The sequence below is a fragment of the Marinobacter shunpengi genome (assembly GCF_045449695.1).
Taxonomy (GTDB): domain Bacteria; phylum Pseudomonadota; class Gammaproteobacteria; order Pseudomonadales; family Oleiphilaceae; genus Marinobacter.
The window spans coordinates 179,566-191,825 of record NZ_JBJJKZ010000018.1; the positions used below are offsets into that span (position 1 = coordinate 179,566).

The window sequence follows — 12,260 nt, forward strand, 5'->3', positions numbered from 1 at the left end:
GTGTTACGGCACCGGCGTGTAGTTCTGGGTGGAATACTCGTCCGTGGCCGGCTTGCTGATGGTGTTTACTTCCAGCATGTAGTCCACGAAGGACTGGGCATAGTCCAGGAAGGTATCCTCGGCGCGGCCGTCCTCTGAAACCGTTCCAAAGGTCACATAGCCGTCGCGGCCTTCCGCTGTGAAGCTGTTGCTGACGACTTTCAGTTGGGTATCGTCCTCCAGGGGCATCCACGCGCCCTCGTTGCGGACCCGGTACTGGATGTCGTACAGCCGGTCACCGGCGGCCCGGCTCATGTCCACGTACCAGCGCAGGCCGGCGGCGTAGGGGTAGGCCCCGGTGGAGTCGCTGTGGGCATAGTCCACGGCTTCGTTGAGTACCTGGCGGATCTCCGCACCGGTCATGTCCAGGTTGGTCAGGGTGTTGCCGAAGGGCAGCAGGGTATAGGCATCACCAATGGTGATGTCACCGGCAAAGATGTCGGTCCGCACACCACCACCGTTCTGGATGGACACGTCCGCTTCCTTGCTCATGTAGAGGAACGCCTGGGCCACCGCATTGGCGATGTCGCTGCCGCGATTCGGGTCTTCGCCATCACAGGTGCTGTCACCATAGGCCTCGCCGGGAATCCGGGCCAGGCAGAGGTCTTCCGTGGCGGTGCCGATCACTTCATTGGCAAATTCCTCAAGCTGGTCGGTATAGGCCTGCAGGGCGGCTCCGACGGTGGCGTCCGGTGCGGTCAGGCTGAGTTGCGGATCGGCATCAATGACGGCCAATACGGCCTCACGGTCGGCGCCGGTCAGTTCATACTCGGTTTCGGTCTCGTCTTCACGAACCATGGGTTCGTCCAGCAGCAGGTGAGGGACACCTTCGCAACCCAGGACAACGCCTGCCTCATTCCACTCCACGTTCAGCTCGCCCACCACCTGGGAGTACTGCCAGGCCTGGGCGACACACACCTGGTCACCGTCGGCATTGGTGGCCATGGTCGGGTAGGGGCCGGAGCTTTCCAGGCCGTAGGCGGAGAAGTCGCCCAGCAGGGAGTGGGAGTCGCCGCCGATGATCACGTCCACGCCGCTGAGGCTGGCGGCCAGCTCCAGGTCGTTCTGGTACTGGTAGTGGGTCAGCAGGATGATCTTGTTGACACCGTCTTTCGCCAGTTCGTCGATCATGGCCTGGGCAGTTTCCCGCTCGTCCAGGAACTCGGTGGTGGCCAGCGGACTGGAGCTGTTGCGGGTCTTGTTGGCAATGTCGATCCCGATGATGCCGACCCGGGCGCCGTCGATCTCACGCACGATGTAGGGCTGGATGTAGTCATCCTGGGCCGACGGGGCCAGGGGGGTGCCTACCTCCGGCCTGACGTTGGCGGCCAGCACCGGGGTGTCGCAGTTGCCCCTGGCCAGTTCGTCCAGGAACAGTTTGAGGCCGGCGTCGCCCCGGTCGAACTCGTGATTGCCCAGGGCGAAGGCATCGAAGCACACCAGGTTCATCAGCTCGGCGTCCGCCGTGCCCTCAAAGCTGGAAAAATAGAGGGTGCCGGTGATGGCATCGCCGGCGTGCAGCTTCAGCACGTTATCCAGGGCCGCTTCACGTTCGGCGATCCTGGCGGCCACGCGGGGGAAGCCGCCCAGGGCGAAGGTGGTCTCGGCACCGCCGATGTCCAGGGTCTGTTCAGAAGCTTCCAGATTGGAATGGTGATCGTTGATATGGAGGATATTCAGGGTCAGCGGGGCGTCGGAGGACGTCTCATCGTCGTCCGAATCGCTCCCGTTGCAGGCCACCAGGGCCAGCGTGGACAGCAGGGTTGTCAGGACAACTGCGGGTCTGGCGTTCACAATCATACTCCTTTAAGGGTGTTTACAGGGGCGTCGGCAAGGCTCCGGACGGGAAATGCCCTGAGCCTTGCCAGCGACCTTCTTCTTGCTTTCAGGCCTGGCGGATCGCCGCCAGTAGGGTTTTCAGGTCCTTGCCGTTCACCCGGCCATCGCCATTGAGGTCCAGATGTTCGTGCTTGCCGAACAGGCCGGCCAGGAGGAAGCGGACCAGGTCGCGGCCATCCACCCGGCCGTCACCGTTCAGGTCCGCGGGCAGGTCGTCGGAACCACCGGCGAGCTCCAGCACAACAATGACCGGGTCATGGTCCGAGGCCCGCCAGGGGGCGGTGGAGTACCAGTCCGCCTGCTGTTCCGGAGACTTGAACTCGGTGTTGTAGTCCAGTGCCCGGGGTTCATCGGCGTTGATGGTCCAGATGGCGGTGTCCAGCACCTTGTCGAGCAGTTCCGGGGACGCCAGGGCATGGTCCAGGTAGCCGGCTTCGCCGAAGTACACATAGGAGTAGGCGCCGTCGCCCTCGAAGCGATTGACCAGGTCGGTGTAGCCACGGTCGGTGAGTGTGGTGATGGGATCTTCCCGGGCGTAGCTGTTGAGGTCGCCGAGGATCAGGCGGTCCTGCTCGCCGGTGCCGGTGGGGTCGGCATCCAGCCAGTTCGCCAGCGCGTTGGCGGCCTGTACCCGGGTCGGGTTCCAGCAACCCTGGCCGTCGCCCTGGTCGGCATTGGCACCGCTGGCCTCGCCACAGCCCTTGGACTTGAAGTGGTTCACCACCAGGGTGACGCCATCATCACTTCCCACCGGGCGGAAGGTCTGGGCCAGGGGCTGGCGGTTAAGGTCCTGGAACGGGGCGGAGGCCAGTACGGCGGCATCGCCCACCGTCTCAGCACGATCGGTGCGGTACACGAAGCCGACGGCAATCTCGTCACCGCCAAGCTGCGACAGACCCGGATCAACGGCCTGCCATTCGCTACCCAGGGCGTCGGCCAGTTCCCGGATCGCGCTTTCGTCACCGTAACCGTCGTTCTCGATTTCCATCAGGCCCACCACGTCGGCGTTGGTGGCGCGGATGGCGGACACCAGCTTGGCGGTCTGGCGTTGCAGTTCCTCGGCGGTGTCGGCGCCGCGGGCCGTGGGGAAGCCACCGCCCATACCGTCACCGTTGAAGAAATTGAGCACGTTGAACGAGGTCACCACCAGGTTGCCGCTGGCATCCAGCTCCGGGCTGTCCTGGCGCGGGTTGGCAGCCATGAATTCCGGTGACTGCAGCGGTTGCAGGCGCCACGCGTCAAAGCGGAAATCGAGCACCCCCACCAGGCTGTCCACCTGGTCGCCGCCCCGCACCGTGTTGGTCGCGCTGAGGGCCGGGGACGGGTAGGGCACCACCGCCGGGTTCTGGCGATTGCTGCCGTCGTCCAGGATGAGGCGGTCCCGTTCATTGGCCTGCTGTATGGCCAGGGCGTCGCTGCCGGGGCTGGCGACATTGGTGGGAATGAAGTGGCGGGCGCTGCCCAGGGTGAGGCTGCCATAACGGCCCAGGTCGTAGGTGTCGTTCACCACCAGCGGGCTGTCCGGTGTCACCCGCATGGATTCGAAGGCTTCCGGGGAATCCGGCGAGGCCCAGGGCAGGCTGATGGTGGCGGGTGCCGGCAATTCGCCCGGGCCGCAGTCGGCCATGCCGGTGACGCTGCCCAGTTCGGTCAGGCCGTTGTACTCGGTGACTGTGCCGGCGATGCGGACGGTCTGGCCGGCCCCGACGCTGGCATCGGTATCCGGGGCGTAGATAAACAGGCCCTCGGAGGTGGTCGACAGGCTGTCGCGGTCGCCCGCCTCTTCCTCCACATAGAAACCGCCGAAGCCGTCGTCGCCGTTGAACACGCCGGTCACCACGGCTTCGATCTGCACGGACTCGCCGTTCAGGGGCGAGGTATCCCCTTCACCCTGGATCGCGGACACCAGCGTGGCCGGCTCGCCACAGGTGAGGGTGGGGGTGCCCGGCTCGTCGGGATCGCCCGGATCGCCGCTGTTCATGCCCAGGTCGGAGAAGTCGTCCAGGGGGAAGGCATCGAAGTAGAGTGCGGGCTCATAGGCGTCGTAGGGATCGCTGTCCGGGGTGAGGTTCCGTCGCCGCAGGTCGGTGTTCTGGGTGCGGGTGTCGTCGCCCCAGTAACTGCCGGGGTCGACGCCCACCTGGCCAATGCTGTCCACCACCAGGCCGCCGTTAAGCAGGGTGATCGCATCGTCACCGTTGAACAGGCCGGCGCCGGTGGTCTGGTCGGCCACGGCCAGTATCGCTGCGTCCGCCTGGCTGCTGGCCACCACGAAGTGGTCGCCGGGCGCGACGGTGCCACTAAGGTTCAGGGTCAGGCCGGCGTTGCTGTTGCCGTTGAAGTAGACCTGGATCTCCCAGGCGGCCAGGTCCACCGGCTCCGCCGAGGTGTTGAGCAGTTCCAGGGCCTTGTTGTTGCCGGTGCCTTCCAGGTATTCGCTGAACAACAGGCTGGCATGGGCGGGTGACGTACACAGGGCAGCCACCGAGGCCGCCATAAGGGTGCGCTTGAAGGTCATGAATCCGTCCCTGATCGTGATTGGTTGTGATCGGCCTGCGGGAGGCCTGACGATCAGGGTGCAACCAGACTATGACGGTGACATGAGAGTTTTATGAACGGTTTACGACCGGACGATTACCACCTGGCCTTGTCCCACATTTCCGGGTTGGCCCAGTACCTGGGGTTGTTCCAGGTGCGCTTGTGGTTGTAGGTATCGATATTGTAGGTGTAGAGGGTGTGCCCATCGTCGCCATCGGTACTGCCCTGGCGCACGAAGCCCAGGCCGATGAAGTCGTTGAAGGACCAGTCACTGCGATGGCCGACCAGTACGGCGATCTGGTGGTTGCCCAGGTTGCGTAGCTGCCCGAGCAGGATCCGGCCGGTCTCCAGGGGCAGGTCCTCCAGGGTGTCGGCGACAATGGCCAGGTCATGGGGATATGCGCTGGCGCCGGTGAGTTCCCCGTTACCAGGCGCAAGGGGGTCCACGGCGACCCCGGGGTGGGTGGTCTGCCAGTCATCGGCGGCCTGCCGGGCGGCCTCTCCGGCCACCAGCAGGGATGTCGGCTGGCAGTCCTCAATCACGGACGTGAACAGGGTCCGGGCGTTCATGGCTGCTCCTCTTTGTTGACAGAGTCCACCATGATACGCCCTTGGACCGCCGTTGGTCTGCTACCCGGGTGCTCTCTACCCCATTACTCCCAGGAAGTGGCCCCGATGCGGTGGATGCTCACATCGGCACCATTGAACTCCTCTTCCTCGCCCAGGCGCAGACCGGCCAACTGACGCACCAGGCCATAGATCACCAGGCCACCGACAAAGGCGATGACCATGCCCGCCAGGGAGCCGATCAGTTGCGACATCAGGCTGACGCCGCCAAGACCGCCCAGGGAGGCCTGGCCGAAGATGCCGGCGGCGATGCCGCCCCAGAGACCGCAGACCCCGTGCAGGGGCCAGACACCGAGCACGTCGTCCAGTCGCTCGATGCGGTTCTGGGCCCATTCGAACAGGAACACGAAGATGGCACCGGCAATACCACCGGTGATCAGCGCGCCGATGGGATGCATCAGGTCGGAACCGGCGCAGACCGCCACCAGCCCGGCCAGCGGGCCGTTGTGGATAAAACCCGGGTCCTTGCGGCCCACCACCATGGCGACCACGGTGCCGCCCACCATGGCCATCAGGCTGTTCACCGCCACCAGGCCGCTGATACCGTCCAGGGTCTGGGCGGACATCACGTTGAAGCCGAACCAGCCCACGGTGAGAATCCAGGCACCGAGGGCCAGGAACGGAATGTTGGAGGGGGCGAACGCCACCACCTTGCCCTGGCGATAGCGACCGTTACGAGCGCCCAGCAACAGGACCGCGGCAAGGGCGATCCAGCCGCCGACGCCGTGCACCACCACGGAACCCGCGAAATCATGGAAGGAGGCGCCAAAGCTGCTTTCCAGCCAGGCCTGAAAACCGTGGTTGCCGTTCCACACGATGCCCTCGAAGAACGGGTAGAGGAACGCGACCACCAGCCCGGAGGCGATCAGCATGGGGTAAAAGCGCGCCCGCTCAGCGATGCCGCCGGAGACGATGGCGGGTATGGCGGCGGCGAAGGTCAGCAGGAAGAAGAATTTGACCAGTTCGTAGCCCTGATCCTGGGTGAGGATCGTAGCATTACTGAAAAAGTGATTGCCGTAGGCGATATAGTAGCCGATGAAGAAGTAGGCAATGGCGGAAATGCCGAAGTCGGTCATGATCTTGACCAGCGCGTTGACCTGGTTCTTGTGGCGCACGGTGCCCACTTCCAGGAAGGCGAAGCCGGCGTGCATGGCCAGTACCATGACGGCACCGATCAGCAGGAAGAGTGTGTTCGCACTGTCGGTCAGGGTATGAATGGCAGACGTAATATCCACGGACAGGAGTGCTCCCGGTTAATGACTTTCATGAGCCGGATGGTTCACGCTGGTGCACGCCTCCGGCTCGCCGGGGTCCGGATTTAGCAATAATCGGTCCACAATAGTGCGCACGCTTTGATGTTGGGCAGTTAAGTGAATTCAGTTGGTGCGCTGGTTCTTTAATGATTGGGATTTCGGACTGATCATGCACAACTAGAGTGCAGTTAATTCAGGAATGCACAGTAGTGGGGCCTTCGACGGTAAGAATGGAAGGAGATGGGATGTGACCAGTGTCAGCGTGTCGGGATTGCGCAAGACCTATGACGCCAGTACCGGCCCGGTGAGGATATTCACCGGCCTGTCGCTGGAGCTCCCGCCCGGGAACTCCCTGGCCCTGACCGGTCCGTCCGGGTCGGGCAAGAGCACGTTGATGAATATCCTGTGCGGGCTGGAAAGCATCGACGCTGGCGACGTGCAGGTGCTGGGGAAGTCGGCGACCGCCCTGTCTGCGGACCAGTGGGCGGGGCTGCGCCGTCGCCGTATCGGCGTGGTGTTCCAGGACAGCAACCTGATGCCCGCCATGACCCTGGCGGAGAACATACGGTTGCGGGCGGACCTGGCGGGTCGCTCGTTCGGACCGGTTAGCGACTGGCTGGAGCGCCTTGGCCTGGCCGGGCTGGAGGACCGTTATCCGGACCAGGTGTCCGGTGGCCAGCGCCAGCGGGCGGCCCTGGCAATGGTGTTTGCCATGGGCCCCGACCTGGTGCTGGCGGACGAGCCCACCGGCAGCCTGGACCGGCACACCGCCCGGCAGGTATCGGATGCGCTGTTCCACTGGCAGCGGCAGCAGGGGTGTGGGTTGATCCTGGCCAGCCATGACCTGACCCTGGCGGAACGATGCGACCACCAGCTTGATCTGGCGGCAGAGGGCAGGTGGTGATATTCCGGGCCGTGCTCAGCCACTACCGGCGCCATCCCTTCCAGTTGCTGGCGTTGTGGCTGATCCTGACCCTGGCCACCGCTCTCTGGTCCGGTGTCTGGGCCCTCACTGGCCAGGCCCGGGACAGCATGCAGGCCGGCGAGGCGCAGTTGTCCGGCGGCCAGCAACTGGCGCCTGAGGGTGGCACCCCGGTCACCGTGGACGACTTCGTCAGCCTGCGGCGTCAGGGCCTGTGCGTGATCCCCTGGCTGGAGGTGGCCCCGGCGGATACCCGGGGGCGTGTGGTGGGGATCGATCCCCTGGCCATGGCCTGCGCGGAGGGTGATGCCCCCGGCGCCGGCATGGTGCTGGACGGCGAGCCCTTCGTGGACATCGCCGAAGCCGCCCGGCTGGCGGAATCGGGCCGCCCGGCGCACCTGCGCCTGTATCTGATGGATGAGGGCCAGCCGTTACCCGCCGGCTGGCAGCGGCCACCGGACCGGTCCCGACTCAGCACCGGCGAGCTGGCCGACAGCTTCCTGCTGAACCTGGATGCCCTGGGTATCCTGGTGGTGCTGGTGTCCGCGCTGCTGATTCGCAGTGTCTATACCCTGGGGCTGGCCCAGCGGCGGGAGAGCCTGGTGCTGCTGGAACGCTATGGCGTCACCCGCCGACGCCTGCGGCTCTACCTGTTGGCGGAACTGGCGATCCTGGCCGGTCTTGGCCTGGTACCCGGTTACCTGTTGGGGCTCCGGCTGGCGGATGGGCTGTCCGGTGGCTTCGGCGCGGCCATGGACAATCTCTTCGAAACCACCCTGCTGACCACCGGCGAATCCACCACCGGATTCCTGGTGACCCTGGCGGTGGTCCTGCTGATGGTGCTCTGGTGCGGACTGGACCTGCTGAGGGACGGCCCGGCCCAGGGGCGCTCCCGGTTCCATCCGGGGCTGGCCTCCGTCTGCCTGCTGGTGGGGCTGCTTCTGCTGCTGGTGGCGGGGTCCCTGGTCACCGTTTTCCTGGGCACGGGGCTGATGCTGGCCGGGGCCGGTCTGCTGACGCCGGTGCTGATGGTCCGTTACCTGACACCGTCGCCCTGGTCGCCACCGCTGATCCTATGGCGTCGGCGGGAGCTGGGCGTGCTGTCCGGTCGGCTGGCGCTGCCGATGGTGGCCCTGCAACTGGCGGCGGGCACGGTGATCGCTGTCCACGCCCTGGTGTCCACCTTCGAGGACACCTTCCACGACTGGCTTGGCCAGCGCCTGGCCGGCGACCTGTTTGTGGAGGTACCGGACGGCCATCCATTGGCACCGGTAGTGCCGCTGCTGGAGGGTGATCCCACCGTGGCTCAATGGCATCCGGTCATCCGTGGCACGGCGACCATCGGCGCCGGTCCGGGAGAGCAGGGCGTGGACCTGATGGCCACGGACACCGATTCGGGTCTGATCCGGCGCTGGTCACTGCTGGAGTCCGTGGCGGACCCCTGGCAGGCGGTCAGCGAGGGCCAGGTGCTGGTCAACGAGCAACTGGCGCGGAGACAGGGCCTGGCGCCAGGGGATCAACTGATGGTGCGGTTTGGCGACGGGCAGCGCAGCATCCGGGTGGCCGGGGTCTACGCGGATTATGGCCGACCGGCGGGAGAAATCCTGATGGACCGGCGTTACCTGCCCGAGCGGTTCGTACCGGATTTCCGCTCCCTGACCATTGCCCTGGCAGACACGGGCAATGGCTCCGGCACGGCCCTGGTCTCCGCCCTGGCGTCCGCCTGGCAGGTCGACGACCTGTCGGTCAGGGACAACGACACCATCCACCGCCTCGCCAACCGGGTATTCGACCAGACCTTTGCCCTGACCCGGTCCATCAGTTACCTGACCCTGGTGCTGGCGGGCCTGGCCCTGCTGATGACCGGCTGGGTGGTGCTGCGCTCCCGAGCCTGGTACTACCACCTGCTGTCCGCCTGGGGGCTGACAGCCCGGGAGCGGCGGCGTGTGGTGATGACGCTGGCTGCGGAACTCATGGCACTGATCTGGGCTGCGGCACTACCGGTGGGCATCGCGCTGACCTGGGTGCTGGTCAGCCGGATCAACCCGGTGGCCTTTGGCTGGTCCCTGCCCATGACAATCTACCCCGGTTACTGGCTGGAGTTGCTGGGTCTGTTTGCCCTGGCCGCTGTCACCGTGGGCTGGCTGGCCAGTACCGGTCACAACGGCAAGCCGGGAACCATGCCTGTGCAGGCGGGAGGGCAGGAACGATGAACCGGACCTCGCTGTTCATGGCCTGGCTGGCTGGTCTGTGCCTGATCCTGTCCGGTTGTGGGGAGTCTCAGGACACCGAAGGGTTTGCCGGGCTGGCGGAGACCCCGCCGGCTTCATCGTTCGCGCAGCCGTCCCCCACGGACGGGATTGAGCTGCCCGATGACTGGGGCCCCCACCCGGATCATCGCATCGAGTGGTGGTACCTGACCGCCAACCTGCGCACCGAAGGCGGCGAGCCCCTGGGGCTGCAGTGGACCCAGTTCCGGCAGGGGCTGGTGTCTCCTGCGCAGGCCAGGGAATCGCTGCCGGCTTCCCGGTGGCCACTGCATTCCGCCTGGATGGCCCATGGTGCGGTGTCCTTCCGGGGGCAACACTGGTTCTCGGAACGCTTTGCCCGGGGGAGCATCGGACAGGCAGGGGCCCGGGCCGAGCCCCTGCGGGTATGGCTGGACCACTGGCAACTGGAGGCGACTGGCCCCGACCGGTGGCGCCTGGAGGCATCCGGTGATGGCTGGTCTTACCGTCTGACACTGGTCCCCGGCGACCGCATGGTCCGCCATGGCGACCAGGGCTTCAGTGCCAAGGCCGATAGCGGGCATGGCTCCATGTACTTCAGCCTCACCGACATCGCCATTGACGGCACCGTGACCGTGGCGGGCACCGATTACCCGGTGACGGGAACCGGCTGGCTGGACCGGGAGTGGAGCAGTCAGTTCCTGCGGTCCGACCAGCAGGGCTGGGACTGGTTCGCCCTGCGGCTGGACAACGGGGGCCGGCTGATGGTGTTCCGGGTGGGGCGTGGGGAGGAGGCTTTCCGGTCCGGTACCTGGGTGGCCGCCGATGGCACTGCTTACCCACTGTCCGGGGATCAGGTACGGATGACCCCGATCACCTACCGGGATACCGGTCATGGCGAGGTTCCGGCGGCCTGGCGAATCCGGGTGCCTGCCCATGTCGTTGACGTGACGGTACGGGCGCCGGAGGGGGAGTACTGGAACCACGGACTCTACCCCTATTGGGAAAGTCCGGTAACGGTAACCGGCAGCAGCGGTGGCCAGGGATACATGGAACTGACCGGATACGCTCGGCCATAAGCCTGTTCATGGTCTACCTTTTTAGTGTGTCCGGTCCATCCGCGACCGCTTTTATCACCTATAGTCAGAAGCGTGACTTCCTGAATTTTCTGGCCAAGGCAGTAACGACCATGATGTTCCTGAACCGACTCAAGATCCGTTCCCGCCTGCTGCTATCGGTACTGGTACCGGTTGTCCTGACCGGCGCCACCATCGCCTGGCTGACCGCTTCCCAACTGCGGGCCAGTGGCGAGGCGGAGCTGCAGCGACTGGAGCACACACTCACCGAGGCCCGCAAGCAAGGCCTGCGTGATGTGACTGACACCGCCCTGTCGGTGGTGAATGAGGTAAAAAACGACCCGGACCTGACCGATGAGGAGGCAAAGCAGGAAGCTCGCAGTCGCATCCGGTCTATCAAGTTTGGTAACAACAACTATGTGTTTGCCTGGCGTCGGGACATGTTCAACCTGGCCTACCGGCCAAACCCGGACATTGAAGGCTTTTCCGAGAGCCCCGAGGTCCAGGAACTGATCGACGCCCTGTTCGAGGCGGCGGCGGATGACGGTTTCTATGCCTACGACTGGCCCAACCCCGCGGCGGATGGGGCCGTCGAGCCCAAGCTGTCCTACGCCACCCTGATCGAGGACTGGGACTGGATGATCGGCGCCGGGGTCTACGTCACCGATATCAACGAGGTCCTCGCCCGGGCAAGGGCCGAGATTGAGGAGAACATCAACCAGGCCCTGATCTTCATCCTTCTGGCCACGGTTGGGGTCATCGTGCTGGCGGCCATACTGGGGGCGCTCGTGGGTCGCACCGTGACCCGACCACTGGCGGAGGTCAGTGACATGATGCGGGACGTGGCCGAGGGGGAGGGCGACCTCACCCACCGGCTACCGGCGGAAGGTAATGATGAACTGTCGGAGCTAGGCCGGCGTTTCAATACCTTTATCAGCAAGATCCACAACACCATCCGCGAGGTGGACGACACCACCCACCAGGTGGCCTCGGCCGCGGAGGAACTGAGCCGGGTGGCGGAAGAGACCCGCGCCTCGGTGCAGGTCCAGGGTTCAGAGACCGACCAGATCGCCTCCGCCATCAACCAGATGGCCGCCACCATCCACCAGATCTCGAAGAACGCCAACGAGGTGCAGCAGGCCGGGGCGGATGCCGACCGCCTGGCCAAGGATGGCGGCCAGACCATGGCCGGCTCCCAGCAGTCGGTGAACAGCCTGTCCCGGAATATCCTGGAAAGCGCCGAGGCCATCGACGCCCTGGCCTCCCGCAGTGACGAGATCCAGAAGGTGCTGGACGTGATCCACGAAGTCACCGACCAGACCAACCTGCTGGCCCTGAACGCCGCCATCGAGGCCGCCCGGGCCGGCGAGCATGGCCGTGGCTTCGCCGTGGTCGCCGATGAGGTGCGCCAGCTGGCCAAGCGCAGTGGCGAGTCCGCCGGCCAGATCCGCGAGATGATCGATGGCTTTATCCGTGAGTCCCGCAGCGCGGTGGAGCGCATGCGTTCCTCCCAGGGCCTGTCGGAGGAGACTGTGGAGCGTATCAACCACGCCAGTTCGGCCCTGAGCACCATCGAGCAGTCGGTGGAGCACATCCACGATCAGGTGACGCAGATCGCCACGGCCTCCGAGGAGCAGAGCCAGGTGGCCGAGGAGATCAACAAGAACGTGGTGCGCATCGTGGAGGCGGCCCAGAACAGCGACACCGGCGTCACCCAGACCAACGAGGCCAGCCAGGA

Annotated in this window: 8 protein-coding genes; 4 read left to right on the top strand and 4 right to left on the bottom strand. The window is 65.3% G+C overall.

Annotated features, from left to right (window positions below; translation table 11 throughout):
* Positions 1–3: 3 nt before the first annotated feature.
* From nadN to ACJO2E_RS17260, 4 genes are all read right to left on the bottom strand, one after another.
* Positions 4–1,833 (bottom strand): NAD nucleotidase, encoded by a 1,830-nt coding sequence (gene nadN, locus ACJO2E_RS17245; protein WP_406965491.1) that lies wholly within the window; start codon positions 1,831–1,833, stop codon positions 4–6.
* 91 nt (positions 1,834–1,924) lie between these two features.
* The gene (locus ACJO2E_RS17250) at positions 1,925–4,396 is read right to left on the bottom strand and encodes an ExeM/NucH family extracellular endonuclease (RefSeq protein ID WP_406965492.1); all 2,472 of its coding nucleotides are present in this window, start codon (positions 4,394–4,396) and stop codon (positions 1,925–1,927) included.
* Between the two features lie 116 nt (positions 4,397–4,512).
* Complete coding sequence (locus tag ACJO2E_RS17255) at positions 4,513–4,986, bottom strand: DUF6231 family protein (protein ID WP_406965493.1); 474 nt, start codon at positions 4,984–4,986, stop codon at positions 4,513–4,515.
* Positions 4,987–5,069: 83 nt separating this feature from the next.
* Positions 5,070–6,278, bottom strand: coding sequence for an ammonium transporter (locus ACJO2E_RS17260; protein ID WP_406965494.1), 1,209 nt, complete (start codon positions 6,276–6,278; stop codon positions 5,070–5,072).
* 265 nt (positions 6,279–6,543) lie between these two features.
* Here ACJO2E_RS17260 and ACJO2E_RS17265 point away from each other — a divergent pair, with 265 nt between their 5' ends.
* The 4 genes from ACJO2E_RS17265 to ACJO2E_RS17280 form a co-directional block, all read left to right on the top strand.
* Entirely contained in the window at positions 6,544–7,200 is a 657-nt protein-coding gene (locus ACJO2E_RS17265) for an ABC transporter ATP-binding protein (RefSeq protein ID WP_406965495.1), read from the top strand.
* Positions 7,194–9,431, top strand: a complete 2,238-nt coding sequence (locus ACJO2E_RS17270) for an ABC transporter permease (RefSeq protein WP_406965496.1) — start codon at positions 7,194–7,196, stop codon at positions 9,429–9,431. Before ACJO2E_RS17265 ends, ACJO2E_RS17270 begins: the two co-directional genes overlap by 7 nt.
* Positions 9,428–10,525: a lipocalin-like domain-containing protein gene (locus ACJO2E_RS17275; RefSeq protein ID WP_406965497.1), complete on the top strand. Its 1,098-nt coding sequence runs from the start codon at positions 9,428–9,430 to the stop codon at positions 10,523–10,525. The genes ACJO2E_RS17270 and ACJO2E_RS17275 overlap by 4 nt, the downstream gene beginning before the upstream one ends.
* Positions 10,526–10,635: 110 nt before the next feature.
* The coding region (locus tag ACJO2E_RS17280) for a methyl-accepting chemotaxis protein (RefSeq protein ID WP_406965498.1) at positions 10,636–12,260 on the top strand (1,625 nt) is incomplete at its 3' end.

What these genes read in the sequence shown, in the direction of transcription:
- ACJO2E_RS17275 (WP_406965497.1), top strand. Translation starts at nt 9,428, where the DNA reads ATGAACCGGACCTCGCTGTTCATGGCCTGGCTGGCTGGTCTGTGCCTG.
- ACJO2E_RS17255 (WP_406965493.1), bottom strand. Translation starts at nt 4,986, where the DNA reads ATGAACGCCCGGACCCTGTTCACGTCCGTGATTGAGGACTGCCAGCCG.
- ACJO2E_RS17250 (WP_406965492.1), bottom strand. Translation starts at nt 4,396, where the DNA reads ATGACCTTCAAGCGCACCCTTATGGCGGCCTCGGTGGCTGCCCTGTGT.